Here is a 22,536-nt window from a genome sequence, read left to right on the forward strand (position 1 = left end):
TAGGTAAGATTTGTATATTTTTTCTTTATTGGTCGCGAAATTACTTTTCCATCTACTGAGCTTTTTATGCATCCTTGTTCAAAACCTGATTTAACACTAATAGATATCGGTTCATAACCTGAAAACAATGATGCAATTGAATCCAAAATATTTGTTTTACCTATCCCGTTTTCACCGCAAATAATATTTAAGTTGGGGTCAAAACTATCTAACGACAAGCTAGATATACCGCCAACATTTTCTATTTTTAGTGATTCAATTTTCATTGCATTATCCTGTTTATTTTTATCGTCAGAATAATAGCATAATATTTCGATAAGTTGATCATTAAATGATCTCTTAAAGGTGATGGATTTTTTCATATTATTAATAAACCAAGAAGAAATTAGAGGGTTAATCCGACAATAGAATCCGCATAAGACATAGCTGAGTCATAGTCATCTTGTGAAATGATATCTTTATCGTTAGTAGGAAATTTCGCTTCCATGGCTTCTTGAAAAGCGGTCATTGACATGTTCCATGCGTCAAATTCACTCATCCCCAAATGAGCAACTGCCATATAAACAAATTTTTTGGCATGAAATTCATTGCTATAGCTTGCATCTTCGCTAGTTTTTTTAGGCGAAACATCACCGATTAAGCCGTGCTTTAACAAATGCTGAGATAGAATCAATTTATCTTCAACAGGTATTGCCGCCTCAATATTAACCAACTTGTCTTCGCCTTTGAGATAACCAGTAATAACAGAACAATCCGTTGTACAACAAGCCTCAAGTATTTTGTCAGCGCATTCTATAACGGATGTGAAATTGTCATTATTTATTTCGCCAAAAATTATAGAAAAAATCTCAACTATTTCATCTGGTTTACCAATCTTTGTCATGTTAAAAAAAGACGGGATAAATAAATAATCAGTTTCTTTATGATGAATTATAAATTCCCCAATGTCCTTTATTACTGGTTTCATTCTACGTCCTTTTTGGTGGAATAACTGTTCTAGTCACGTTATTTGCGCTAGTACCCTCAATAGACCATGTGCATACATCATCATACGGGTATTCTTCGGTTAATGAGGACAACAAATAGCACCCCTCGATCACTCTGTTAATAGTTGGATTGACAATTTTAATCCAAGCATATGGTTGCCCGTCAGTGTCCTGTGATGGGCTTTCAATGTGATCTAATAAGGCACTTTGATTCTGGATGTCATCACCTCGAGAAATACCGTCAAATGACACTGTCTTTTCCTTGGTTGTAACCATTGATTCAGTTGTACCATCTTCGGATGTATCGGCTGTAACATCAATTGTGTTCCAATTCACGCCTCGTGACTTACCCCGAATCATTCCCAACCGCTTATAATCCGCATCATTTGGTTTTTTGTCTGGATTACCGATTGAATAATAAACACCGACCTTTCGACCAGTTCCTGCATTGCTTTTAGCCATAATGTACCTCTTATCTTGATATAATCATTTGAGCAGTAAATTCGAAAATAAACCGCCCTTCTTCTGTGTTTGATTGCGTTATTCCGCCGATTGGGTTCATTGAAATAACATTATTAGATTCAAAATCATCTAGCATAAACTGCCTGATTTCATCCGCTCTATCATTAACTGCTACAATATTCGAATCATTAATCGCTGAAATAATTACAATCCTAAAATAATCTCGTGTTACTGCTTCGCTGGCATTACCTCCGCCAGCAGGGACGATCACAATATATCTATTGGATTTTGTATTTTTTACTTCAACCCACTTCCGAAATTGTAAGATGTAATCATCAAGTAAATTATGTGAATTTAGCCAGTCTTTGATTGAGTTATATGTATCAGAAATCATATTTTGTAACCATCTTTAATAACTTGCTCAATAGCCTGCTTTCCGTCCCTTTCAAAACCCTTTTCAACAAAGTGAGGTTCTGCGTTGGGAGACCAATAATCCCCCTGAGATTTCTTACCGGTACGCTTACCTTTTGCTGTACCTTTGGCATTGTTAACAAATGCTGCGTAATTAGCAGTATAACCAACTCGACCAGTCCAGCCTTTTGGTATTGGTTTTAGTTCTCTATACTGCGAATTAATTAGCGTTGAAGTGTCTCTAGGTGTGATTGGAGCTACAAAAGACATACCAACAATCATAATTTGCTGGATAATTCTTTGAGTTCTGATGTTGGCAATTTCATTAGTTATCTTTTGAATATTTCTGTTCACCTTTGAAACGCCTTTAACTACCATTATGTAACTACCTCGTAATCTGGGATTTCACCAAAAACGCTCATGTCATATTCAAGCACAAACTTCACTTGTTCAGCGTTTGAGGCTTCTAACTGTAATGAAGTTTTATCGCCTTTTACTATGAAGTCACCCTGCTTAATTCGATTGTCTTCGGTGTAAAAAGTTGTTTTTCTTACCCTTTCAACCCCTAAGGAATCAATGTAAGCACCTAATGCGTTTGGCGCTTCATCTTTCCATGTGCATTTCACCAAATAAGGTTGACCATAAGTATCAACATTGTTTTCTCCGTCGTATCCCATGTGAGGATATACGGTTGCAACATTTGTATAGCTCCAATTCGCTGTATTACTCATCCCTACCTCCAACAACTAAAAAAAATGATTTTTTTGAGCAAGAAATATCTAGACAATCAGTACAGCCGTGGACATCAAGATTTTTTAGCAATGAGTACATGGACTTAAAACCCACGTCATCATATTTAAATGATCTTGACGCGCCACTTGGTGCTGATTGTGTGGCAATTTTTCTTGCTCCTTGCATTTGAGCGAGCAAACACGCGGAATAAATCAGTATTAAAAGCTGGTCGGCTTCTGAATAACCATGAGCTACCAAGCAATCACTGATAGAATTAACTTTTTTGAGAATAGCGTTAATAACGATACTTGGCACAGAGTAACCAAGCTCCGATAACATTTGATTAACGTCCTCTGCGGTTATCTGTACCGTCATCTCTATTCTCCTAATTTAGCAAGAGCCACGTTATAAATGCGCTTAGCGAAATCAGCTTTAACCTCGCCTTTCTCTTGAGTTACATCCAAATTATTTGCTTCGACAAACTCTTTTAGTCCATCAACAGTCAACTTGCTAAGGTCAACATCTTTATCTTCTATTTTTAGAATTAAAAGAGTTTCTGAGGGTGTGATTTTAATATCCTCAATAACAATTACACGCCCAACAAACGCTGGCGGTATATCCTTGACCTCAAACTCATGCCCGATAGGTAGTTCAGCCACTGCACCATCAATGCTGCCGAAACAGCCGCGTTTAGTTACTCGTAATTTCATCAATTACCCCCTTGCATTAAACACTTTGCTTTTGCCGTTAAAGTCTCGTTTGATTTGTAAACCAAATGCCGACCAAACCAATGTTTGATAATTATCATGTGGGTTGATTCGCTGCTTCATGAATGAACCAATTGGTGCTGCAATACGTGTTTTGATGTATTGAGCGTTACGAACGTAACCAATAAAGTGATTGCCTTTTAACTCAAATGTTTTGGTGAATGAACCAATGTGCGCTGAGTAACGTAAAATATAGTCTTTTACTGTCCCCTCTTTAAATCCATTTGAATTAGAGTAAGGAAGATTTAAACGGCGCTCAATTTCAGGAGAGATAAAGACTTTTAATTGTTCTGACACTAAATTGGCATCAAGAATGACTACAAAGTCTTTTGTGAAGAAATTAATAATATCGTCGTTACTTGTTGAGGTAGAAGTTAAATCAATATTTAAACCAGACGCACTTAAATCCACTTGATTTGTATGTGGATGATTAGTGATACCTTTACCCTCAAAGTTTTGTACTTTGATTTTTTCATCACCCGTTAAAATGTATTGCGCCATATCTTGGCGTAATGCTGCAACTGCCGCTTCTTGGTCATCTGACATTGCGTCGATGTTTTCAGTTTGCAAGCCTAACCATTCACGCCATTCACGAGCATAGCCTGTTTTAAAAATTGGCACAGGGTCGCCGTAATGGTCATAAACAACCTTATCTAGCGTTTCTGGCTCTTGCCCTGACATTGAACGATTAACATACCCTGCATCGCTTGAAACGCGATATAGCGCCGCTGTTTTACCAATAGAGATCGGCGTACCTAACGATAATAAATCATCAAGCAACGGTGCGCCCTCATCATCGCGAATAACGCGTGTAGTTATGTTGTCCACTTCACGCCAGTAATCTTGAGTTAAAATCGCTGCCTGATTTGCCTGAATCGCATTGCCGTGCATTGCTCCCATTTGATTTTGGGCATTATTAAAAATCTGTCGGCTAGCGTTTAGTTGATTCCACGCCTCTTTTACTTGAGTGGAGTTGGTAATTAATTTTTTAGTAAAAATAATTTTTTCGTTCTTCATTATCGCTCCTTAAGCTTTACGAACTCGAATCTGTTCGGCAGTTGCGCCTACGGTGTATTTTTCAAAGGCATAGAAAAGCACTGCGTCATTACCACTAGCTTTTTTCAATGTGCCATCGCCGTTAGATGTTAATTTGTCACCAACGGCTAAATTTTCCTCTGCTTTCACTAAAACATGGTAAGTAACATCATCTTCACAAATAATGGCAATACCCGTTGTGTCGCTTGGAACATCTTCTCGGATATCGTGGCCGCCTAAATAGTCATTTGTAATAACCAATGCTTGCGTTTGTTCACCTGCTGTCGAATGCTTCATTAATTTATTGTTAACTACAGCAACTAAAGAGCATGGCGCGATTGATTCGCCCGTTCTTAAGTCAATTGTTTGCGGGTCGTTTTTACGTGCTGGACCGCCAATCACGGTTTTAAATCGAATCATTACTCTGGAGCCTCCATATTTAATAGTGAATTATCTGAATTATTAGCAAAACCACCGCTAATAGGCGCTGTTTTAACGCACTGTGCGTATAAGGCATCTAATGGCTCACCAGATAGCGCATTGACTGCGGTTTGTGTCATGTTGAACTTGTTTTTTACTGCTTCTCGCTTAACTGAGAGTTCTTTTTCTGTGTTGGCATTTACTGCTAATTCCAGACTTGAAACCTTATTCATCAATGCTTTTGCCCATGCTGGCGCATCTTCGGCATTAGTTGCATTTTTCTTTTCCTGTTCAGCTTTTTTCTTTTCTTCTTCCTCAGAAGTTTTCTTTTTTTCAATTGCTTCTTTGGTTGTTTGCTCGTTATAAGCTTTTAACAGTTGCTCATCTGATAAGCCGTCGGTTTTTACACCTGCGGCATTTAGAGCTAGTAAGATTTTTTCTTTCATTGAGTCTTCTTCCTCTTTTTGATTAAATTTAAATACGCTTAAAACCTCTTTAATGGTTTTACTAATTACATTGCTTATTGAATCTTCCGAGCACTCAGCAAGACTAGCGTTTTCAAGCGGTGATTTTTCACCCTTTGAGTTAACAAAGATACCCACCCCGTCCTCAGGGGTTGCTGCGCCCTGTTTATCGGGCAGAATAGCAACATGATCAAAGTTCATGTTTCGAGCTATTGCAGAGTATCGCTTGCCTTTTGACGTACCTGATTTGTTATCTGGCGTGTAAGTAAGCCCTGTTGATACATGAATTGGCGTGGTGTTTTTTCCGCTCATCATGTCGTCAAGCCGATTTACTAATAATCGACCTTTTTCGGTGCTTTCTGCGAATTTCCTATCAATGTAGGCGTCCATCAGCACTTTATCGTTAGATTTGCGAACATTTCGCCCCCAAGCACCTATGTAGTAATTGTTGATAGCCTGCGGATTTAACGCCGAAACATTCTCGTTATTTATTCGCGGATGATCTAATGGCATTAAATTGTCATTCAATGTCATGTACGATTTATTAATTTCATCTGCCGGATAGAAAATGCCATTCATGACAATATCATCCACGATAGGGACCACATCATTGATAACAATGTGCTCTTTACCGTCGATGATTTGCGTTGATATTTTGGATTTACTATTAACGACAGATAAAACATTTACACTTTTAAGTGTCATGCTTTACCTCGAGTGAATTTTAGATATAAAAAAACCGCCAGAGGGCGGTTCAGTGAATTAATTACTCATTCCTTATAACAAACAGAGATTCAGCAAAACTCGCTAACATGCGCCTTTCCGTTTTGTCGGCAGCTTGGTCGATAATTTGTTGCAATTGTTCCTCTGCGTCATCAGGAAGTGGCTCGGTGTTAATCAGTTTAGTTGCTTGCTCAACTAATAAATCAAACTTATTCATTTAATGCCCTTATCTAACGATTGGAAAAATTTAAATAGTTCTGCATGTAGTCTTTTTTTAGCTTCTATGCGATTTTCAATATACAACGAAAACGCCTCAGCGACAAATTCTCGTTTGTTACGTTGAGCATACTTACTAATTGCGTGCGCCCAACCTCGTCCCCACAATTTCTTAATGATATTATCAATTTCTTCCTGGTGTTGATAATGTAATGCGTGTCCCATCTCATGAGCATAAACGCCTCTTGGAGTTGATACCGCTATCCACGGGATGTAATCCATTTCATGAATTATTTTAGCTAATTCTTCGTTATTAGTCTGACCAATCATATTTATAGAGCTTCGTTTATATCCATTTGCTTTACTTTTTAAATCCTCTTCTAACAACGCTTTTTTATCAACGCTATCAGATGTAATAAGCAATGCATTAGCTTTATGTGAATAAGCAGCCAACATCTCTTTTGGAGATTCTGGATATTTATAAATATCACCTGTTATTGTTCCTGCATACCTAAATTTAGGTAGGTTAAATCGTTCTTGAATTTCCGATACCAATTTCAAGCATGGTGCTAACTCTTTGGTATCAATATCCTGTGGTAGGTTTGAGGTTTCAGTAATGTGTTTCCTTGCCCATTCATTAGCATCTTCAACAGAATTTAAACTTTGTTGTTTCGATCTGTTTTGCTCACGCCAGTCATCAGATTCTTTTAATAATCTATCAATACTAGCTTGATTATAGGGTTCACCTTTTTCATTAAGCAGTACCGTTACTTGAGCGCAATAACAATTAAATCGGTTGCCATTCTCTTCATACCAATCTGCCACTTGCTCAACAGTATAAACCTTACCGTGCCTATCGACATGTGTTGACCTAGAATTAGGCTTTAAAGCAGACATATGTAACAAGCCTGTTTTTAACCCTAACTCTTCTTGCGTTCGTTTAGTTTCATCCCACGTTGCTTGACGAAGAGCGCCTACTTGTTCAGTCTGCGCTATGGTTTTAGCTCTGCTATATGAAACATCAATACGCTTACTGATAATATCGGCCGTTTCTCGTGGGTTAATCCCTCGGGCTACAGCGCTACTTAAAACCGTACCTAAATCACTTTTTAGATTATCCGCAAGCCCTTTCCAGTCGTTGAATGTTGCTGTATATGCAAGCCCGATTCGGCGAATGTAAGCATCACTAAATAACAGTGATTCCAGTGATGTAGCTTGTGAATAAAGTGGTGATTGAGTGGATAGATTATGAAAAGTGCGATTAGTCCCCATTTGATACATATCAGCAACAAACTTACCTGCCCAAAACTTCTCAATACCGCCATCAATTAAGTTTTCATCAACAATTTCTTGAATGCGAGTTAACACCCTAGCAAGTTGATTGCCGTCAATAGTGTAATTAACACTAGCATTAACGACATAGAGTGTATTATCAACGAATATCGCTGTTTTAATCGGCTCTTTAGCATAGTAGCCTAAGCTTAATTCGATATGCTCAATAATTGATTGTTTGATTGTTTTGTAGCGTTTTTGTATTTCGCTACGCATTTGGAGAATTTGTTTGTTGGTGAGTGTAGGGTTGTTTTTACTTTTCGGCAGTAGCGGATTCTTTGGAATCGGCTTTATTATCTTCGGTCTTTTCAATATCGATATCCTCCAGATCAGGATCGGGTTCATAACCGCCTGCCTCTCGTATTTCATTTGGCGTAAACACTGGAATACCCATTGATTGTTGCGCTTTAACATTAACGTCTGACATTTTGAGCATGACATCAATTCGGTCAGCTTGACTTGGGGCTAATAAATCGGACCATTTCAATGTCAATGTGCCATTTTTTAACGGTTCAATAACTCTCAATTTGATAAATTGGTTAACCAGATTTTTAATTAATGCTGTTAAAAACCCGTTACGTCGTGACATGCCGCGTTTTGCGTAATCGTCCTTATCCTCATCCGAGGCTAACCGCCCAGTTTGTTGACCAAAAATAATGGTAAATGGCATTCTCACCGACGCAGCAAAACTATTCGCTGAAACTGTCCAACCCGAACTTGGGTCGGCTGGTGAAACCGATAATATGTTAGCTGTAGCACCCGATGTAATTAGCGCACTATCCGTGCCAGAGTTTAACAATTCTATTTGTTTATTTAACGCATCAGCCGGTTGTTCAAAGCCTCGTCTGCGCAACTCTCGCTCTAGCTCGCTCATATCGGTATCTACATCAAAATTAACATGAACTTGGCGGCTAGCATTTTTAAGGAATCCCTCGGCACTACCGCCCGAGTATTTCATCATGTCGATTAAATCGTTATAACCAACTTCAAGCTGTGATTCGCCATCATCCATTGAATTAATCACAGATGTCTCATTTAGAATGATTACGCGGTCTGGATGTATCCTGCGCGATAAATTAGGTTTACCAGGGTTATTGCCGATAGATGTTTCATTGAATTGATACATCGTAACCTGCCCGTAGTTTTCGTCAGATTCATCATTATTCCACTCGCACGCAGTGAGTTGCTCCTCCCATGCAGGAATAATTTTAACGATAGCATCAACTGGATTTAATCTATTCATTACATAAACGTCAACTGGCTCATCCCATTTTTTACCATCGCGCAATTGAATAATTAACCCAGCATAACGTCCCACTATTCCGCGTTTGTCCGCCTCAATAATTGACGTCCACAACTTATCGTTGAACAAATCAGTTACAGTTTTTTCCCACGCAGTTAGTTTTGTATCCTGCTCTCGAATATCACCGTCAATGAATTTTGGGTAATCCATCCAGCAAATATCACTCAATCGCTCAACAAAACCACGCGCCGCACTATTTCTTTTGTAGAGTTTATAATAATCACTAAAAGTTAGGTTTTCAGGATAGCCAAATTCGCGATCGATGTATGCCCGTTTGCTGTTATTCATCAACCCGTGTGACGCATATGCTAACCGTTGTCGTTGCACATCTCGGTGACTGTTAATCGCCATTTGCGCGCTATTTAACAGTTGTTCATCCGTTAATTTTGTATAACTCATTATTACCTCATGAATAGCCCTGCTGTTCGTTTATGTTTAATGTAACCATCCAGCGAATAACGTATCGCATCCCAACAATGATTGTTTTTATCCTCAATGATTGGCAGCACTTCATTAGTCACGCGATCAGTTTTATAGCTATATAACCGCGCTTCAGTTGCGGTGTGTTTGCATCGAGGATGAATAATAATTTTTTTAAAGCCTCGTAGATACGCGATACCGTCCTCGACGCTACCCTGCCATTTTTTCGCTGCTGAAATACTGAAACCCTTGCGTTTGATGTGGCTAATAGTTTCAGGTCGTGAGCAGTCCCCTTTGATTGGCCATTTTCTTGACTCTGGCACTGAATCATAAAAAGCTGGCATTTCGTCGAGTTCGACATTCACGCCGTATGCTTCGTATTCGATATACAGACAATCATTTAAGATAAATGAGCGGATTAATGTGTTTGGGTCATTTGCAAAGCCGAAGTCAGCGCCAAATAGTAAACGGTCTGCTTGTTTGTGCAGGTTGTCGTCAAATTCTTCAACAACATATCGACCACTTAAAACTTGTTTATCTGAGTTTTCGAGATAAGCCCCCTCCCACACCCAAGCATATGATGCGTAATCAAGTCGGGCTAGGTCGTTTAATCGCTCTTGCTCTAATACATCGGGGAAAAACGGATTATCGTTATAATTCATCTCAACGATGATGGCATTATCTGGCGGGTTTTGCCTGAATCTTACATCTGTTGGGCTTCCCTCGGTTTCAGGGTTCCATGTTACCCATATTTCAGAATTAGTCTCACGAACCGTCGGGGTGAGTTTTCGCCATGCTATTTCTGATACGTTTTCCGCTTCGTCAACCCAGCATAGTAATATGCGTGCTTTTGATTTAATACTGTCGAGATTATGACGTAAACCACAAAACACATAGCTAACTAATCCATTTCTTGTTCTGATATAGTTTTGCCCGATATCGTAATAATCAGCTAACCAATCAACCGAGCGAATGGCCTGTTTCACTTCTTCCATGCTTGAATCAGCTAGCGAGTTCATAAACTCACGGGCGCACAGTATTACACCACTTACCCCTGCTTCTGCAAATTGATAACCTTTAATCGCTGTCATTAAAGCAAATGAACGAGTTTTAGCACTACCTCGACCGCCATATGCGCCGCGATACCTAACATTTTCGGCTACAAACACAGATATCAATTTTTTAGGTAACTGTATTTGTGCTGTGGTCATAGTGTTTACTCTTTTGGTGTGACTAACTCTATTCGTGTTGGTTTTGGTGACATACTGCCATCGGATGACTGGTGATCGATTTCTTGTTTTTCGCTATAGCCATGATTAGATAGCATCAGCTTTGTAATAGTTGGATTGAATGAGCTAGTTAGCCCACCATTTATTAGTTTATTCTCTTGTAACGTTTTAATTGCTTCTAGCGTGTCGGAAAACTCTTTGTTTTGTTTTGCGTATTCATACATTGATGACTTGTGCTTACCGAGATAACAAGCTAAGCCTGCAACACTTGGCACTACATCCCCAAATGTTTCATAGCCCCCAAGTAAGTATTCTTTAGCCTTAACTAAGCACTCGGCCAATTCACTTGGGCGACCTACTTTTTTCTTTTCGCCCTTTTTCATAATCTTTCCTTAAATTAATAATTATGCAGCTATACTTTGCTGCTCATCAAATAATGAAACAATGTGGTTTCGTTTAAATAATTCCATTAGTTTTAATTTTCTTTCCTCAAACTCCATGCCCAATTGAATAAATGTTGTATTAGCTCTTTGAAGGTCAGTAATGCATTTAATCTGGCACGGAGTTAAATAATCTCGAATAGATTCGTTTTTGTTAATGTCATGATGCACTTTAAATTTGGCGGATGTCATGCCTAGCGCTATACGATTGATTAAATCAGCTTCATTACTAAAATGATGAGGCTTAATATCTTTTCCTTGATTTTCTCTTTCTAATTTAATGGCATCTGTCATTGGTTTGTATTCAACCTTTGCCAATTCTCTTAATCGTTGTCGTTGATAATCTTGTTGGATTACTTTATCAAATGTTCTAATTACGTGAAGATGAAATTTAGCATTAATCCACATTGCATACGCATAAACTAACTCTTTGCATACATATGTACCTCGATAATTACCGCCATTTATAACCTCAATTGCTTTTTGTCCACTCCTCAGATATGAGGAGTCCTCCAATTCTTGGATTAGTTCTTGAGTAGAATCAAGGCGTAACCAGTTTGATGGCTGCTTACTTTTATCATTTCCACTAGCTTTATGTATATCATTGATACAAAATAGCCCTTTTTTATCTTGTTTTATTGCAGTATTTAAAATTGTAATATTCATGATTTTCTCCATTAGAAATGAGTTTTAGTCACACAGGGAACCAGTCCAAGAGAGGTAACCATGACAACCATCTGGTGCCCTCTAAAACTCATTCCTAAGTGGCTCTTGTTGTTAATTGCCGTGTGATGGCAAATTTCAGATATAAAAAAACCGCAATTAAGCGGTTTGATTAAATATGCAGTTATTTTTTATAATCGCCCGGGGATTTTTATAGTTTATGCGGTAAAAGTGAATAGTTATTTAAAATTGGCTGAGTGGTTTTTTATTTAGCCACGCCAACACTCCGCCGATGCGCTTTTATTCATTAGCAATTTCCCTTATCGCCATTTTATCCGCATTACATTTCTCAATAACATTTAGCAAATGCTCGTTATATCTGAGACTATCGCCGAACGTCATTCGTCTTGGTGGTAAATTTGGTGCGCAATCAACGAGTAGATTTGATGGGATTTGCTGAGTAACGTAAACTTTTCGCTCTGTTGTACAGGCTGTCAGCAATAGAAGTAGGAACACGCTCATTAGCACAGTCATTATTTTTAAGTTGCTCATTGATTCGCTCCTGACGTTCTAGCGATTGGTTTTCTAGCTCGCGTTTGCTTTGCTCATTATCTGCTATGATTTGATTGTTTTTAGCGATGTTCTGATTTAACTGTTCGATTTTTCCGAGCAGTTCATCGTTTGTTTTTTGAATTGCTTCTTTGTCTTTACACAAATTAACAATAACATAAATCATAAATGTAAAAATAATCGCTATTGCCGTGTATGTTTTATTCATTTTAAACCACTCAAATAAACCGTTTTACCGCCCTGCTTGGCTGCTGTTAACACTATTTGGCGATTATGTGTCGGACTAAAACCAATGTGCACCCATTGATTATGCTCTTGAATTAATTTATCGAACTGCACCCCAGCATCAACCAACTGTTGACAAATCTCTTTAGGCGTACCGAATGACGATTTAAAGTCTACCGCTAATCCCTTTGTGTGAGCGCTTGTTGCTACACCGCCAACTTTAGCATTTAGCGCAGGACAGCGATATCCAGACGTGATAATAATTGGCTTACCTAAAGCTTTTCTTACCAACTCCAGCTTAATAGCTGTTAATTGCACGTTGGGCATTAAATCAGCAGGCACAGAGTTATCAATTTTTAATCTACTAGCTGTTGTCGAGCGAGTAAACTCTTCTAGCGTAAAATGTTCAGTTAGCTTAGTCATCGTTGTTGTCAACCCTTTTTCTTAACATTGAATTTGATACTTGACGTAATTTATCAACACCTAAAAATCCAATTGCGCCACCAATAAATGGATTCATGCTAACGGGCAAACCAAAATAGTCTAGTCCACTGCTAGCAGCTAATGACAACGCACCACACAATAACGCTTCTACCCATTTACGACGTCCGCCCACACCATCATACGTTAAACGACCGTAGGCTATGATGATGGATAAAACGACGCCATAAATTAAGGGCGCATTCGATTGTAACCATTCCATGATTGATGATTTATACATGTTATTATTCTTCATATAAGTTAATGATGTGACAGCGTACTAGCTATTGTGTTGTTATGTGTGTGTCTAGCATTGCTGTCGATTCTGTGGAAATAAATAGACCTAAACTTCTGCCGTTTAGGCGCAGTTACGACTCGACGACATATGTGAAATTTGGACATAAAAAAACCGCAATTAAGCGGCTTCATTTAATAATTTTATTCGGTAATAAATCTATAAAAAAATCAAAATCATTTAGATAAAAGTGTTGACCTTTATTGTAGGTTAACCTATAATTATAACCATCAAGTGAGGGACTTGATAAGGTAAACCCCCGACCTAAGACGAGGGCTTAAGGAGAAGAAAAAATGAAATTTTTAATCATATTTCTTCTACTACTTGTAAGTTTCCCAGCTTTTTAAGTAGTATCAAAGGTGGGGCGAAAGCCCTACCGATGACCTTAAATATACCAATTGACACTTAATAAATCAAGGTGATTTTATGGCAAAATCAATAACAGAAATTCAAGCAAAAAGTGACCAAAAACGAGGAGTTAAAGTAAAAGGCTTCAAACTACACGTTGATGATATCGCATTAATTGAACAAGCAAGTAAAAACCTAGATGTATCACAAGCTCAACTTATTGTTGATGCCGTGAAATTTTACCTTGATAATAAAAAGCCTCTTAATTGAGGCTTTCTTTTAAATTCAGTAATGATCGATGTTCTTGCAATGTTAACTCGTTGAGATATCGTCTTGGGTTGCCGCACATCCAACAAGAGCAAGCTGTTGGTGTTGTTACATGCCTTTTTAGCGACTTTCTAGAATCACCTGAATAAAAATCATGCTTTCTATTATCTAGGCATCGCTTAACTTGATGTCGTCTATATGCTCGTGTTCTCATAAAATTACTCACATATGGATAGCAAAAAGCCCAACTATTTTAGTGGGCTTAAATTCTATGCGTTCAAAACCGCATCATATATATATTATCTATCCGTATATCCGTACAGTCAAGTATTTATTGAATATTACAAGCCTTTCTTGTTGCTGTGATTTGTAGATCCATACCTAACGCATGAATAATTTTAAGCATAGTGTCAAATCTAGGTTTTTTCGCTGATAACGTTTTATATAGACTTTCTCTTCCGATACCTGCTTCTTCTGCTATTTTTGTCATACCTATTGAACGAGCTACATCATTAAGTGCTGCAATAAATTCTTCTGATGAAATATCCTCATGCAAAAATTCTGAAAGATACATTGCTCTTTCTTCATCAGTATTAAGGAATTTTGCCGCATCAAATTGCGTCACTTTAACCATTTTTAATCTCCTTCCAAAGTTTTACCGCTTTGTCTATATCTTTCTTTTGTGTTGACTTATCACCACCACATAATAAGAGATAAGTAATATTTCCATCTTTTGCGTAATATACTCGATAGCCTGCACCAACAGTAATTCGCATTTCGTAAATTTCATCCCTTAAAAATTTATGATCACCAAAATTACCAAAAGCAGCTCTTCGAATTCTTGCTGTTATTACTGTTTTTCCTTTAGAATCTTTCAAGCGTTCTAACCAGTTTTCGAAAATTTCTGTTTGGTTAATTATATTCATACATACACCAATCTTGTATTTATTAAATATTGTATACTTTTGGATACAATAATCAATATTTATTTTATTAAAAAGGGCGTAAAGCCCTTTGTATTGTGTTATTTGATATCTGCAATTAATTTTTTATTAAAATCTTTTAGGTATATTTTATGCATCTTATCTATGTTTAACAAAAATTGGGCATGTTCATGTTTTACATTGAACATGATAATATCTTGATCGTTGTGGTTCCTGAAAATCTTTTTAATAATTTCGCTTTCAGTATCTCGCCTCAACGTTAAATACATCTGAGTTACTTTTAACATTTTTTCAATTTCTGCGCTTATTAAGTAAAGTCTATCTTTTCTTATATGTTGAATACTATCAGCACCAGTTGCGTCACGTACCATTTTCCAAACTCCTTGCGTGAATGCTTCAGTGTAGAAAAAGGCATTTGAAATATTATTAATGATATATTTTAAATCTTGCAATTGCTGTGATGTGATGTAATTTGATTTATCAACAACTGAGTATGCACCGGTGTTACGGATTGTTGGAAGTACATCATTAAATACCCAATCTTGAAATTGTTTAGCTTCTGGCTTATTACTTCTAAATATCACTCGGTATAAGTTTGGCTCATTAATAAATACAACGTATTGATTACCGCCATTTGTAGGGAGGTAGATTTTTTCTACCCCCTTATTATCAATCTGTTTTGCTAATAAATCTTTATGGTTTTTGATGTCTAAAACACTACAAACATCTTTTAAGCAAAAGAAAGGTTCGTTATTAATTAATTGAATGCGAACTTCATAAGAAGATTGAAATTGAAAAACTGAAATTTGATTAGTCATAATATTGACCTCGGATGATTGGTTATTTTATAAATCACCACCAACACGCCAATATTGGAGGTGAACTAAGCAAGGTTGGCGTACTGGTTAATCATCCGAATCCAGCGAGCGGTTAAGCTCCCTCACCTAGCCCACCATAGACTAGATATAGAAAAACTGCTTACGCAGTTTGTGCGGATGATATTTAGCTCAGGACGCCAATCCCGACGTTAGATTTTGCTAACGTTTTTTCAATATACATCTTAATTATGTTCATTGTCAACTATGCCACCTTTGGGAATAATTCAATAATATGACCACGAATGAAACATTCAGCAGCAAACAAAATTTTTGTTATATCATCCGTTCTTTTACCCAATATTCTCGCTTGCTTACTGCATGAAATTTCACGAAGATAAAAAGAAGTTAATACAGCCCAGTGTTCAATATTATCGGATTTAAGTCTTAACACCGCATTATCAACAATTTCAGCTTCATCTTCTGTTAAATACTGACGATAATCAAAATCCATTGGTGCGCCGTCAATACCTGCTGACTTAGAGGGGTATTCGGTTCCTATGCGCTTTAAAATGCGTGTGTTTTTCCACGCTGTTAAAATGTCTTTAGTTTCTCTCATCATTCCCCCTTTTTAATTCTTTCAACTTTTCTTTATACTCAGCTTTAATCTGCTTTATTTGATCTATCGTGTATTTTTTTGGTTCGTGATAGCTCTCTAGCCATTCAACTTGCTCAGTCCCTATTTTTTTTACTAAATTAATTCTGTACTCAATGATATTCCCTGATTTGTGGTTGTTACATGCTGAACATTGCTTGTGTACATTTAGCTCGCAAAATCGCAATTCAGGACATGCTCCAACACTACGATAATGTCCTGCGTGATATTGACCCGTGTGATAGCGCCCACAACTAATACACGGCTCGTTTTTGTCTCGCTCTCGAATGAATGTATTAAATGCTGCTTGAGCGTCTCTTAAATGCTCTGAGCGAGTTTTAATTTTTTCTTTTGCTATTCGCGTCAACTTTCTTCTTACTCGTTCTTGAACTTTGTTATCTTTTGCATACTGAATAGCACAATCAACAGAACACACTTGAGCGAGCGAGTTAAATAACGCAAATTTTTTACCGCAGTTTTTACATTTTTTCTGCCTTATTCCTCTCTTCATCGTCGAAACTTCGCTTTATTCTTGTAAAACTTACCACATGAGCCTTTTACTTCACCATTAACGCCAATTAGCGGTCTATTGCAGACATACAAATCCCAATCAACGTTATATAAACAACCCCCGCCACATTCGGGACACTTAAAATCAGTTTTGATTAATTTATGTTTCTTCGGCATTGTCGTTAACCTTGTTTAAATTATGCTGATTAATGTATTCTCTGCGTTGTTCTCTAACTACTGCTATTGCTCGCTCTAATGCTTGTTCTGTATCATCGTATCGTTTCAGTTGTTCCAAATATTCGTTTAATTTCATAAAAAATCCCCTCTATTCAACTCTTGATAATTGATCTTTGTACTGTTCTGCTAGTTTGATTGCCTCTTGGGCATCCGCGCTAAATATAACGCCGTTTTCAGCTCCGAATTGCTCAGCACATGTCACCACGTCAGCGAATTCTCTTTTATTCATTCTTCGAGTTGATAGTCCCATAAACACTAACCCGCCTTGAATACCTTTTACACATTTTTGACCGTGCAAGTTAGCTGTGATTAAATGCTTCCATTCTTCTGCTGTTAATTTTTCACCGTTCCAAACCACTTGATTAGCAATGTCATTTAAAACAGCCCACATCATACGATTTTGAGCATTGCTGCGTTTTTCTTCATCAATCACAATTCTTAACGGGTGTTCACTATCAACTGGTAATTGATTTATTAGATTAATTGCTGTAGTGCGAGCCAGCTCATGTGTTAATCTAAATTCTTTGATCATTAGTCACACCCCCAGTCAACACATAAACATTGAAATTGCTCAACTGTCATGCTACGTGCGATGATATCGATTGATTCGATACCGCTAATTATTTGATAGTGTTTTGGATTTTTAATGTTGTCGTTCATTTGCTAATTCTCTCTGCTACAGTTTTATATAGATATCATCAAAATGTCCGCGAATAACCATTCTCCTGAGCGCACCGTACAAAAAGTCGCACTCAGCCTGTTTGTTGCTTTTAAACGGTTTTTCAGTAATTAATCGTATGTTTGTTGGAAATCCATGTATTTTGCGAACTCTGTTACCGTGGGCATACAATAGCCCCCAACCTTCTGGTAAATCCTTAATCGTGATCACATCTGGTGGGCACAAATAGAAGCGCCAGTCACCCATGCCTAAATTTTGATTTGCTCTGAATTTTTTCTTTTTATCAGCTAAAAAATCAGCTCGACTTGTTTTACACTCAATTAATAGCGATACGTTGTTTCTAAACCCGATAGCATCAGGCTTTTCACCAGTTTCTATCGTCGCCTGATATCTGTCGTGAAAAACAACCCCAAAACCATTTCGTTTTAGAAATTTTTCAGCAATTAGACAGAGTTTAGAGTGCGTTAATTCAGTCATTTCGTTATTCTCCAAATTACAAATGCACAATACAGCATCATCGCTATCGCTACTATTGCTCCATCACTCATGATTAACCTCTGCACACTAATTTTTTTATAGTTTTTTCTGCGTATATTGCTACGTTATTCGTCACTGCTAGTTGAATAAAATTAGTTCGCTCATCAGCAGCAAGATTCACGGCATTAAAAAATGCATCGATTAATTCTGCGCTAATCGGTTTTTGCCGTTTTTCAATCATTGATATCATTGAGCTACTCACACCCATTTTTTCCGCCAGTTGAGCCTGAGTAAACCCTAAATCTATTCTAGTTTTAGCAATAAATTTACCGAGTTCTCCAGTTCGTTCCACGGGTGGTACAATAACTACACCACCAATTATTAATAAATCACTCATTACTCACCCCGATCCCCGTCTAATTCAGCTCTTGCTAGCCATGCAATTAATGCAGAACTAATAAAATCAACATTTTGATTTAAAATTTTTTGTACAAACTCATTTTTTTTATAATCTTCGATCCCCTCAGGAATTGGAGTAATTAGATGTTTTTTAAATCTTTCTACTTCCTTTTCTAACTCTTGCTGTGTTAATTTAGTCATCACTTATACTCCAAGTAAGTATTAACTTCTGATGCCGGAACTAAACACTGACCAATTGAAATTTCGCTACTGAAAGAACCTTTTTTCTTAGAATCTTCTAACTGTTTGTCAAAACTCTCGTGAGCATAAGAAATAGCGTTTTCTTTATCTTCTAATTTAAAATATTTAAGAGCGAGTATTCCGTCATAAACACCTATCAATTTAACCTTCTTTTCAGCTTTCAATTCGTTTGTTTTGTGTTGCGCCATTTCAATTAACTCTTCTAATTCATCAGAAGTTAGCCCTTTCAAAATATTAGATAATTTAGTCATTTTCTTTATTCTCTTGATGTTCGTACCATTCTTTTGTTGTAACTACAATTCGATGATTAGCTGTTTCATAAAAAACGAACCCATTTTCGTTAACTCTGCTTTCAACTGAATCAAGAAATTTCCCAGCTTGTACCAACTCATTGTCTGAAAAAAATGAATTAATGATGTTAATGCTAGCTACTGAAACGTTGACAGCTAACGCAATAACGATTAACCAAGAAACTAGACCGTTAATAACCGCTTTAGAGCGTCTAGTAAAATCTTCAAACATCCCTAAACCCTCACACACTCAAAATTACGGACCAACACATCAACTTTAGTATTGCCGAATGAGTTTTTAACTGTAGCCAGCGTTTTAATTAAACCTTTTTCTGTGAGTTTTGAATCACGATGCAATACGATTGTTCCCCACGCTTGCCAACCCTTTTTTACTTCTGCTGTTATTTTGTAAGCCATTTCTGTATCAACTCCCTCAATTTAATTTTGTCTTCTGCTGAATATTTTTTAACTCGTTCTGCTAGTTCAAATTTTATTTTTGATTTGTTCGCACCGCGTTTGCTTAGTTCTATAACATAGTCATACGCTATTTTGTCGAGCATGTGATAACGACCATGTAAGCAGTGGTTAATGCGTTGTAACACAAGCTCTACCCGTTTTTAACATCTGTTTAATGCTGGCAATATGCATCATGCTGTTATTTGATGCTCCCTGCTCGGCTTTACATTCAAGCATTGCGAGCGTATTCTCTGGTTTTGGTAGATAATGATCAGCTCGTTCTTGCGTTAATAGCCCTGTAAAAACCGCATGATTTATAGCGTCAACTCTTTTTTCTTTATCACTGCCCAATGAGACAAATACTTCAGGGATACGCCCGTTCATCATCGATTCATCAACAAGCCGTTCATAGGTATCAATAAACGTTCTTCTTGCGCCAATTTTGTCGCCATTTTGATAGACAATTTTTGCTTGTGCCCATGCCTTTGCTATTTCACCCGTCCATACAACGGTGTTAGTTTCATCGCTAGCAAGTATTGCAATTGCCCATGCTTCATCTGGTGACAGATGATTGCTTGCACCACCCATTAGTTTGATTAAATCCGCAGGCTTCGGCATAAATTGACTTTTTCTTACCCATGCGTTTGCCGCTGCTTTTAATGAATTAATCGGATATTGTCCAAGCGTTGACCAGTAAATATTGACCTTGACTGTGCTTGCTTGCTGTCCGTAAACCTCAAGTAATCCACCAATAACCGCTAAAAATTCATCTGTAATCTTTGCCATGGTTAAGCCCTCATACTCTCTAAAACAGCCCTGTTACGTTCAGAAAGGGTCATGAATTTAGATGGTGCGCTATTCGTTGCCTGTTGATGATTATTCAAATATCTATACTCGAATGTTTGCCAACCCCGACTTAAAGTCATTTCAATAAGTTCGTTAGGGTTATACCCAGCTCGTACAGCTTTGTTCAGTTCTCGAATTAGATAATTAACAGCGCCTTGGGTTAGAGGTTTCTTTATCGATTTTCTAAATTTAATAAAATCATCAATCAGATTTTTTTCTAACATGCCATCAAGTCCAGAAAAATCGAATCCGTTAATAACTAGGTTATTGACTGGTTCTTTGACTGGTTCAATAATATGACTGGTTATGGGTGCAGCATTTGCACCATCGAGTGGTGCAGGAGATTCACCACTAGGTGCAGCATTTGCACCACTAACGGAATTATTTGCACCATAGGGTGCAGCATTTGCACCACTAAAATTTAGGTAATAGATGTTAGATTTATTGAGACCGTTTTCGGTTTTTCTGCTTTCAATTTTTAAATATCCATTGGATTCTAACCATGAAATATGATTTTGCACTGAGCGCTCAGAAATTTCGCATTGATCAGCAATATAAGCAATCGATGGAAAACATTCGCCTTTGTCGTTAGCATTATCGGCTAGTTTAATTAAAACCAGCTTTCTAAGCGGATTGCCAACTTTTAATTTCATGGCTTCAACCATTAATAACATGCTCATTGTGCAACCCTCTTTAACGTGTAGTAATAACAAGCTTTCTTAGTCTTCTCATTGATTTTGTGATATTTGTCTTTCACATAGCCATATTTGAATAATCGCCCTGTTTCCCGAAGTCTTGCGCTAATCGCTGGTGTTGTATCAAACTGGTTAAAACGCTTCTTAATCTCGCGTTGAATATCGTCTAGTGTTCGGTATTTACCGTCACTACAAACAGCTATAACACGCTCTTGTTGTGATTTTGGCTTTAATAGATTTTCATTGTTTAATGTACTCATAATTACCTCGAATTAGTTTGATTACCGTAATACAGCCACTCAACCGAACAATTCAAAGCTTTAGCGATTTCTACGATATTCCTTGGTTTTTCTATGTTTCCAGATTCTAGATCGCTGATTGACTGTTGTTTCATACCAACCAAATCGGCTAAAAAAGATTGACTTATATTTTGCTCAATTCTCTTTTGTTTAACTCGCTCTCCAATTGTCATATTTGCCCTTACTAAATATTAACAGTTATAACTGTATTAAATAACAGTTTATACTGTTTGTCAATTACAGATTTATCTGTATTATTTTTTTTATAACAATGGAGATTTTTAAAATGAATAATCTTGGTCAACGAATCAGAGCACGACGAGAAGAATTGAACTTAACGCAGGAACAAGTAGCTTCACAAGTTGGAATAAAACAACAATCTTATCAAGCAATTGAAAGTGGGGAAGTAAAAAAACCTCGCTATTTATATGAAATATCTGTTGCTCTTAAATGCGATATGGCGTGGCTATTAAGCGGAAAAGAGAAAGAAGTAAAGAATGTAGAACCCATAGCGCTAAAAGCTCGCCAAGTGCCTTTAATTAGTTATGTTCAAGCAGGAGTTTGGACTGAATCATGCGAATTAAGAGATTCAACAGGATTTGAATACATTATGACTTCATTGGAACTATCAGATAAAGCATTTGCATTACAAATAAAAGGCGACTCAATGGAGCCAGAATTTAAAGAAGGTGATGTTGTCATTATAGATCCTGTTATTAAACCTATTCCTGGTGAATTTGTTGTTGCAATGAACGGCGAATCAGAAGCTACGTTCAAGAAATATCGAGAGTTAGGATATGATGAACATGAAAGAATGCAATTTGAGCTGATTCCGTTAAATCCTGACTATACAACAATGAGTACATTAACCCAGCAAATAAGAATAATTGGCACAATGGTTGAGCACAGAATATTTAGACGTAAAAGATAATAGTTCCAAATAAAACACGGCTAACCGCTTCGGCGGTTTTGAATAAAATAGATAAGTGGAATAGGATAAAGCAAATAATGAGTAAAAAAAGTTATCCTCCTATATTTAACGCAGGGTTTCACGATTTAAGTTTTGATGATATAAAAAAATCCTGTGTTGACGTTTTTACAGATAAAAATAGAAGAGAATATTTGTTCAATAACCTCAAAAAATTATTAGATGACTTATTTTTATTTAATAAAGCAACCAATTTT

General features: G+C 37.1%; 41 protein-coding genes. 2 read left to right on the forward strand and 39 right to left on the reverse strand.

Features of this window, described 5'->3' with window-relative positions; genetic code table 11:
- From A9G30_RS10965 to A9G30_RS11055, 21 genes are all read right to left on the reverse strand, one after another.
- Positions 1-362: AAA family ATPase (locus A9G30_RS10965; RefSeq protein ID WP_218057867.1), on the reverse strand; the 362-nt coding region annotated here is incomplete at its 3' end.
- 23 nt (positions 363-385) lie between these two features.
- Complete coding sequence (locus A9G30_RS10970) at positions 386-967, reverse strand: DUF6246 family protein (RefSeq protein WP_065582239.1); 582 nt, start codon at positions 965-967, stop codon at positions 386-388.
- 1 nt (position 968) lies between these two features.
- The gene (locus A9G30_RS10975) at positions 969-1,448 is read right to left on the reverse strand and encodes a phage tail tube protein (RefSeq protein ID WP_065582238.1); all 480 of its coding nucleotides are present in this window, start codon (positions 1,446-1,448) and stop codon (positions 969-971) included.
- Between the two features lie 10 nt (positions 1,449-1,458).
- Complete coding sequence (locus A9G30_RS10980; RefSeq protein WP_065582237.1) at positions 1,459-1,842, reverse strand: phage tail termination protein; 384 nt, start codon at positions 1,840-1,842, stop codon at positions 1,459-1,461.
- Positions 1,839-2,237, reverse strand: a complete 399-nt coding sequence (locus tag A9G30_RS10985) for a hypothetical protein (protein ID WP_065582236.1) — start codon at positions 2,235-2,237, stop codon at positions 1,839-1,841. The genes A9G30_RS10980 and A9G30_RS10985 overlap by 4 nt, the downstream gene beginning before the upstream one ends.
- Complete coding sequence (locus A9G30_RS10990; protein WP_065588980.1) at positions 2,237-2,590, reverse strand: hypothetical protein; 354 nt, start codon at positions 2,588-2,590, stop codon at positions 2,237-2,239. The genes A9G30_RS10985 and A9G30_RS10990 overlap by 1 nt, the downstream gene beginning before the upstream one ends.
- Complete coding sequence (locus tag A9G30_RS10995; protein WP_065588981.1) at positions 2,583-2,966, reverse strand: DUF7370 family protein; 384 nt, start codon at positions 2,964-2,966, stop codon at positions 2,583-2,585. Before A9G30_RS10995 ends, A9G30_RS10990 begins: the two co-directional genes overlap by 8 nt.
- A 2-nt stretch (positions 2,967-2,968) precedes the next feature.
- On the reverse strand, positions 2,969-3,301 hold the full coding sequence (locus A9G30_RS11000; RefSeq protein ID WP_065588982.1) for a hypothetical protein: 333 nt from the start codon (positions 3,299-3,301) through the stop codon (positions 2,969-2,971).
- Positions 3,302-3,304: 3 nt separating this feature from the next.
- The gene (locus A9G30_RS11005; RefSeq protein ID WP_065588983.1) at positions 3,305-4,375 is read right to left on the reverse strand and encodes a major capsid protein; all 1,071 of its coding nucleotides are present in this window, start codon (positions 4,373-4,375) and stop codon (positions 3,305-3,307) included.
- 9 nt (positions 4,376-4,384) lie between these two features.
- On the reverse strand, positions 4,385-4,813 hold the full coding sequence (locus A9G30_RS11010; protein WP_065588984.1) for a hypothetical protein: 429 nt from the start codon (positions 4,811-4,813) through the stop codon (positions 4,385-4,387).
- Positions 4,813-5,982: a DUF2213 domain-containing protein gene (locus A9G30_RS11015; protein ID WP_065588985.1), complete on the reverse strand. Its 1,170-nt coding sequence runs from the start codon at positions 5,980-5,982 to the stop codon at positions 4,813-4,815. Before A9G30_RS11015 ends, A9G30_RS11010 begins: the two co-directional genes overlap by 1 nt.
- A 61-nt stretch (positions 5,983-6,043) precedes the next feature.
- Positions 6,044-6,217, reverse strand: a complete 174-nt coding sequence (locus tag A9G30_RS13060; RefSeq protein WP_174798208.1) for a hypothetical protein — start codon at positions 6,215-6,217, stop codon at positions 6,044-6,046.
- Positions 6,214-7,860: a phage minor head protein gene (locus tag A9G30_RS11020; protein ID WP_176700906.1), complete on the reverse strand. Its 1,647-nt coding sequence runs from the start codon at positions 7,858-7,860 to the stop codon at positions 6,214-6,216. The genes A9G30_RS13060 and A9G30_RS11020 overlap by 4 nt, the downstream gene beginning before the upstream one ends.
- Positions 7,802-9,250, reverse strand: coding sequence for an anti-CBASS protein Acb1 family protein (locus A9G30_RS11025; RefSeq protein WP_081295832.1), 1,449 nt, complete (start codon positions 9,248-9,250; stop codon positions 7,802-7,804). The genes A9G30_RS11020 and A9G30_RS11025 overlap by 59 nt, the downstream gene beginning before the upstream one ends.
- Positions 9,251-9,252: 2 nt before the next feature.
- Complete coding sequence (locus A9G30_RS11030) at positions 9,253-10,482, reverse strand: PBSX family phage terminase large subunit (protein WP_065588987.1); 1,230 nt, start codon at positions 10,480-10,482, stop codon at positions 9,253-9,255.
- 5 nt (positions 10,483-10,487) lie between these two features.
- Complete coding sequence (locus tag A9G30_RS11035) at positions 10,488-10,883, reverse strand: DNA-packaging protein (protein WP_065588988.1); 396 nt, start codon at positions 10,881-10,883, stop codon at positions 10,488-10,490.
- Positions 10,884-10,904: 21 nt separating this feature from the next.
- Positions 10,905-11,609 (reverse strand): KilA-N domain-containing protein, encoded by a 705-nt coding sequence (locus tag A9G30_RS11040; RefSeq protein ID WP_442903453.1) that lies wholly within the window; start codon positions 11,607-11,609, stop codon positions 10,905-10,907.
- Between the two features lie 294 nt (positions 11,610-11,903).
- A complete protein-coding gene (gene lysC / locus A9G30_RS13735; protein ID WP_442903454.1) occupies positions 11,904-12,137 on the reverse strand; it encodes an Rz1-like lysis system protein LysC in 234 nt (77 codons plus the stop codon).
- Entirely contained in the window at positions 12,034-12,381 is a 348-nt protein-coding gene (locus A9G30_RS11045) for a DUF2570 domain-containing protein (RefSeq protein ID WP_065588990.1), read from the reverse strand. Before A9G30_RS11045 ends, lysC begins: the two co-directional genes overlap by 104 nt.
- On the reverse strand, positions 12,378-12,821 hold the full coding sequence (locus tag A9G30_RS11050; RefSeq protein ID WP_065582152.1) for a D-Ala-D-Ala carboxypeptidase family metallohydrolase: 444 nt from the start codon (positions 12,819-12,821) through the stop codon (positions 12,378-12,380). The genes A9G30_RS11045 and A9G30_RS11050 overlap by 4 nt, the downstream gene beginning before the upstream one ends.
- On the reverse strand, positions 12,814-13,119 hold the full coding sequence (locus tag A9G30_RS11055; RefSeq protein WP_218057868.1) for a phage holin, lambda family: 306 nt from the start codon (positions 13,117-13,119) through the stop codon (positions 12,814-12,816). The genes A9G30_RS11050 and A9G30_RS11055 overlap by 8 nt, the downstream gene beginning before the upstream one ends.
- Before the next feature lie 480 nt (positions 13,120-13,599).
- Here A9G30_RS11055 and A9G30_RS11060 point away from each other — a divergent pair, with 480 nt between their 5' ends.
- Positions 13,600-13,791 carry a hypothetical protein gene (locus tag A9G30_RS11060; RefSeq protein WP_065568181.1) on the forward strand — a complete coding sequence of 64 codons (192 nt, stop codon included), beginning with the start codon at positions 13,600-13,602 and terminating at the stop codon, positions 13,789-13,791.
- Positions 13,792-14,119: 328 nt separating this feature from the next.
- On the opposite strand, the gene A9G30_RS11065 is transcribed toward A9G30_RS11060, so the two are convergent.
- The 18 genes from A9G30_RS11065 to A9G30_RS11145 form a co-directional block, all read right to left on the reverse strand.
- Positions 14,120-14,422, reverse strand: a complete 303-nt coding sequence (locus tag A9G30_RS11065; RefSeq protein WP_034945255.1) for an addiction module antidote protein — start codon at positions 14,420-14,422, stop codon at positions 14,120-14,122.
- A complete protein-coding gene (locus A9G30_RS11070; RefSeq protein WP_065582615.1) occupies positions 14,415-14,714 on the reverse strand; it encodes a type II toxin-antitoxin system RelE/ParE family toxin in 300 nt (99 codons plus the stop codon). Before A9G30_RS11070 ends, A9G30_RS11065 begins: the two co-directional genes overlap by 8 nt.
- A gap of 98 nt (positions 14,715-14,812) precedes the next feature.
- Positions 14,813-15,550, reverse strand: coding sequence for a BRO-N domain-containing protein (locus A9G30_RS11075; protein WP_065582614.1), 738 nt, complete (start codon positions 15,548-15,550; stop codon positions 14,813-14,815).
- 262 nt (positions 15,551-15,812) lie between these two features.
- Positions 15,813-16,166 carry an antiterminator Q family protein gene (locus A9G30_RS11080; protein ID WP_065588992.1) on the reverse strand — a complete coding sequence of 118 codons (354 nt, stop codon included), beginning with the start codon at positions 16,164-16,166 and terminating at the stop codon, positions 15,813-15,815.
- On the reverse strand, positions 16,153-16,713 hold the full coding sequence (locus tag A9G30_RS11085) for a recombination protein NinG (RefSeq protein WP_065588993.1): 561 nt from the start codon (positions 16,711-16,713) through the stop codon (positions 16,153-16,155). The genes A9G30_RS11080 and A9G30_RS11085 overlap by 14 nt, the downstream gene beginning before the upstream one ends.
- A 159-nt stretch (positions 16,714-16,872) precedes the next feature.
- Positions 16,873-17,025: a hypothetical protein gene (locus A9G30_RS13065; protein WP_176700907.1), complete on the reverse strand. Its 153-nt coding sequence runs from the start codon at positions 17,023-17,025 to the stop codon at positions 16,873-16,875.
- Between the two features lie 12 nt (positions 17,026-17,037).
- Positions 17,038-17,481 (reverse strand): recombination protein NinB, encoded by a 444-nt coding sequence (locus A9G30_RS11095; protein ID WP_065588995.1) that lies wholly within the window; start codon positions 17,479-17,481, stop codon positions 17,038-17,040.
- Positions 17,481-17,609 carry a DUF3310 domain-containing protein gene (locus tag A9G30_RS12775; RefSeq protein ID WP_141672094.1) on the reverse strand — a complete coding sequence of 43 codons (129 nt, stop codon included), beginning with the start codon at positions 17,607-17,609 and terminating at the stop codon, positions 17,481-17,483. The genes A9G30_RS11095 and A9G30_RS12775 overlap by 1 nt, the downstream gene beginning before the upstream one ends.
- Positions 17,610-17,625: 16 nt before the next feature.
- A complete protein-coding gene (locus A9G30_RS11100) occupies positions 17,626-18,105 on the reverse strand; it encodes a hypothetical protein (protein WP_065588996.1) in 480 nt (159 codons plus the stop codon).
- 73 nt (positions 18,106-18,178) lie between these two features.
- Positions 18,179-18,502, reverse strand: coding sequence for a helix-turn-helix domain-containing protein (locus A9G30_RS11105; RefSeq protein WP_065588997.1), 324 nt, complete (start codon positions 18,500-18,502; stop codon positions 18,179-18,181).
- On the reverse strand, positions 18,502-18,705 hold the full coding sequence (locus tag A9G30_RS11110) for a hypothetical protein (RefSeq protein WP_065588998.1): 204 nt from the start codon (positions 18,703-18,705) through the stop codon (positions 18,502-18,504). Before A9G30_RS11110 ends, A9G30_RS11105 begins: the two co-directional genes overlap by 1 nt.
- A complete protein-coding gene (locus tag A9G30_RS11115) occupies positions 18,705-19,016 on the reverse strand; it encodes a hypothetical protein (RefSeq protein ID WP_065588999.1) in 312 nt (103 codons plus the stop codon). The genes A9G30_RS11110 and A9G30_RS11115 overlap by 1 nt, the downstream gene beginning before the upstream one ends.
- Positions 19,009-19,305: a hypothetical protein gene (locus A9G30_RS11120; RefSeq protein ID WP_218057870.1), complete on the reverse strand. Its 297-nt coding sequence runs from the start codon at positions 19,303-19,305 to the stop codon at positions 19,009-19,011. Before A9G30_RS11120 ends, A9G30_RS11115 begins: the two co-directional genes overlap by 8 nt.
- Positions 19,290-19,472: a hypothetical protein gene (locus A9G30_RS11125; protein ID WP_065589001.1), complete on the reverse strand. Its 183-nt coding sequence runs from the start codon at positions 19,470-19,472 to the stop codon at positions 19,290-19,292. Before A9G30_RS11125 ends, A9G30_RS11120 begins: the two co-directional genes overlap by 16 nt.
- A gap of 168 nt (positions 19,473-19,640) precedes the next feature.
- On the reverse strand, positions 19,641-20,297 hold the full coding sequence (locus A9G30_RS11130; RefSeq protein WP_065589002.1) for a hypothetical protein: 657 nt from the start codon (positions 20,295-20,297) through the stop codon (positions 19,641-19,643).
- A 2-nt stretch (positions 20,298-20,299) separates the two neighbouring features.
- Complete coding sequence (locus A9G30_RS11135) at positions 20,300-21,031, reverse strand: helix-turn-helix domain-containing protein (protein ID WP_442903455.1); 732 nt, start codon at positions 21,029-21,031, stop codon at positions 20,300-20,302.
- Between the two features lie 2 nt (positions 21,032-21,033).
- Positions 21,034-21,312, reverse strand: a complete 279-nt coding sequence (locus A9G30_RS11140; RefSeq protein WP_065583507.1) for a hypothetical protein — start codon at positions 21,310-21,312, stop codon at positions 21,034-21,036.
- A 2-nt stretch (positions 21,313-21,314) separates the two neighbouring features.
- Entirely contained in the window at positions 21,315-21,524 is a 210-nt protein-coding gene (locus A9G30_RS11145; RefSeq protein ID WP_065582603.1) for a helix-turn-helix domain-containing protein, read from the reverse strand.
- A 113-nt stretch (positions 21,525-21,637) separates the two neighbouring features.
- On the opposite strand from A9G30_RS11145, the gene A9G30_RS11150 reads away from it, so the two are divergent.
- Positions 21,638-22,282, forward strand: a complete 645-nt coding sequence (locus A9G30_RS11150; protein ID WP_065589004.1) for a LexA family protein — start codon at positions 21,638-21,640, stop codon at positions 22,280-22,282.
- Positions 22,283-22,536 lie beyond the last annotated feature (254 nt).

It is taken from the genome of Gilliamella sp. Fer4-1 (genome assembly GCF_001690515.1).
Taxonomy (GTDB): Bacteria; Pseudomonadota; Gammaproteobacteria; order Enterobacterales; family Orbaceae; genus Gilliamella; species Gilliamella apicola_C.

Bases quoted from the DNA above. Each gene is read 5' to 3' on its own strand.
- A9G30_RS10970 (WP_065582239.1), bottom strand. From the start codon at position 967: ATGAAACCAGTAATAAAGGACATTGGGGAATTTATAATTCATCATAAA.
- A9G30_RS10975 (WP_065582238.1), bottom strand. From the start codon at position 1,448: ATGGCTAAAAGCAATGCAGGAACTGGTCGAAAGGTCGGTGTTTATTAT.
- A9G30_RS10980 (WP_065582237.1), bottom strand. From the start codon at position 1,842: ATGATTTCTGATACATATAACTCAATCAAAGACTGGCTAAATTCACAT.
- A9G30_RS10985 (WP_065582236.1), bottom strand. From the start codon at position 2,237: ATGGTAGTTAAAGGCGTTTCAAAGGTGAACAGAAATATTCAAAAGATA.
- A9G30_RS10990 (WP_065588980.1), bottom strand. From the start codon at position 2,590: ATGAGTAATACAGCGAATTGGAGCTATACAAATGTTGCAACCGTATAT.
- A9G30_RS10995 (WP_065588981.1), bottom strand. From the start codon at position 2,966: ATGACGGTACAGATAACCGCAGAGGACGTTAATCAAATGTTATCGGAG.
- A9G30_RS11000 (WP_065588982.1), bottom strand. From the start codon at position 3,301: ATGAAATTACGAGTAACTAAACGCGGCTGTTTCGGCAGCATTGATGGT.
- A9G30_RS11005 (WP_065588983.1), bottom strand. From the start codon at position 4,375: ATGAAGAACGAAAAAATTATTTTTACTAAAAAATTAATTACCAACTCC.
- A9G30_RS11010 (WP_065588984.1), bottom strand. From the start codon at position 4,813: ATGATTCGATTTAAAACCGTGATTGGCGGTCCAGCACGTAAAAACGAC.
- A9G30_RS11015 (WP_065588985.1), bottom strand. From the start codon at position 5,982: ATGACACTTAAAAGTGTAAATGTTTTATCTGTCGTTAATAGTAAATCC.
- A9G30_RS13060 (WP_174798208.1), bottom strand. From the start codon at position 6,217: ATGAATAAGTTTGATTTATTAGTTGAGCAAGCAACTAAACTGATTAAC.
- A9G30_RS11025 (WP_081295832.1), bottom strand. From the start codon at position 9,250: ATGAGTTATACAAAATTAACGGATGAACAACTGTTAAATAGCGCGCAA.
- A9G30_RS11030 (WP_065588987.1), bottom strand. From the start codon at position 10,482: ATGACCACAGCACAAATACAGTTACCTAAAAAATTGATATCTGTGTTT.
- A9G30_RS11035 (WP_065588988.1), bottom strand. From the start codon at position 10,883: ATGAAAAAGGGCGAAAAGAAAAAAGTAGGTCGCCCAAGTGAATTGGCC.
- lysC (WP_442903454.1), bottom strand. From the start codon at position 12,137: ATGACTGTGCTAATGAGCGTGTTCCTACTTCTATTGCTGACAGCCTGT.
- A9G30_RS11045 (WP_065588990.1), bottom strand. From the start codon at position 12,381: ATGAATAAAACATACACGGCAATAGCGATTATTTTTACATTTATGATT.
- A9G30_RS11050 (WP_065582152.1), bottom strand. From the start codon at position 12,821: ATGACTAAGCTAACTGAACATTTTACGCTAGAAGAGTTTACTCGCTCG.
- A9G30_RS11055 (WP_218057868.1), bottom strand. From the start codon at position 13,119: ATGTATAAATCATCAATCATGGAATGGTTACAATCGAATGCGCCCTTA.
- A9G30_RS11060 (WP_065568181.1), top strand. From the start codon at position 13,600: ATGGCAAAATCAATAACAGAAATTCAAGCAAAAAGTGACCAAAAACGA.
- A9G30_RS11065 (WP_034945255.1), bottom strand. From the start codon at position 14,422: ATGGTTAAAGTGACGCAATTTGATGCGGCAAAATTCCTTAATACTGAT.
- A9G30_RS11070 (WP_065582615.1), bottom strand. From the start codon at position 14,714: ATGAATATAATTAACCAAACAGAAATTTTCGAAAACTGGTTAGAACGC.
- A9G30_RS11075 (WP_065582614.1), bottom strand. From the start codon at position 15,550: ATGACTAATCAAATTTCAGTTTTTCAATTTCAATCTTCTTATGAAGTT.
- A9G30_RS11080 (WP_065588992.1), bottom strand. From the start codon at position 16,166: ATGAGAGAAACTAAAGACATTTTAACAGCGTGGAAAAACACACGCATT.
- A9G30_RS11085 (WP_065588993.1), bottom strand. From the start codon at position 16,713: ATGAAGAGAGGAATAAGGCAGAAAAAATGTAAAAACTGCGGTAAAAAA.
- A9G30_RS13065 (WP_176700907.1), bottom strand. From the start codon at position 17,025: ATGAAATTAAACGAATATTTGGAACAACTGAAACGATACGATGATACA.
- A9G30_RS11095 (WP_065588995.1), bottom strand. From the start codon at position 17,481: ATGATCAAAGAATTTAGATTAACACATGAGCTGGCTCGCACTACAGCA.
- A9G30_RS12775 (WP_141672094.1), bottom strand. From the start codon at position 17,609: ATGAACGACAACATTAAAAATCCAAAACACTATCAAATAATTAGCGGT.
- A9G30_RS11100 (WP_065588996.1), bottom strand. From the start codon at position 18,105: ATGACTGAATTAACGCACTCTAAACTCTGTCTAATTGCTGAAAAATTT.
- A9G30_RS11105 (WP_065588997.1), bottom strand. From the start codon at position 18,502: ATGAGTGATTTATTAATAATTGGTGGTGTAGTTATTGTACCACCCGTG.
- A9G30_RS11110 (WP_065588998.1), bottom strand. From the start codon at position 18,705: ATGACTAAATTAACACAGCAAGAGTTAGAAAAGGAAGTAGAAAGATTT.
- A9G30_RS11115 (WP_065588999.1), bottom strand. From the start codon at position 19,016: ATGACTAAATTATCTAATATTTTGAAAGGGCTAACTTCTGATGAATTA.
- A9G30_RS11125 (WP_065589001.1), bottom strand. From the start codon at position 19,472: ATGGCTTACAAAATAACAGCAGAAGTAAAAAAGGGTTGGCAAGCGTGG.
- A9G30_RS11130 (WP_065589002.1), bottom strand. From the start codon at position 20,297: ATGGCAAAGATTACAGATGAATTTTTAGCGGTTATTGGTGGATTACTT.
- A9G30_RS11135 (WP_442903455.1), bottom strand. From the start codon at position 21,031: ATGTTATTAATGGTTGAAGCCATGAAATTAAAAGTTGGCAATCCGCTT.
- A9G30_RS11140 (WP_065583507.1), bottom strand. From the start codon at position 21,312: ATGAGTACATTAAACAATGAAAATCTATTAAAGCCAAAATCACAACAA.
- A9G30_RS11145 (WP_065582603.1), bottom strand. From the start codon at position 21,524: ATGACAATTGGAGAGCGAGTTAAACAAAAGAGAATTGAGCAAAATATA.
- A9G30_RS11150 (WP_065589004.1), top strand. From the start codon at position 21,638: ATGAATAATCTTGGTCAACGAATCAGAGCACGACGAGAAGAATTGAAC.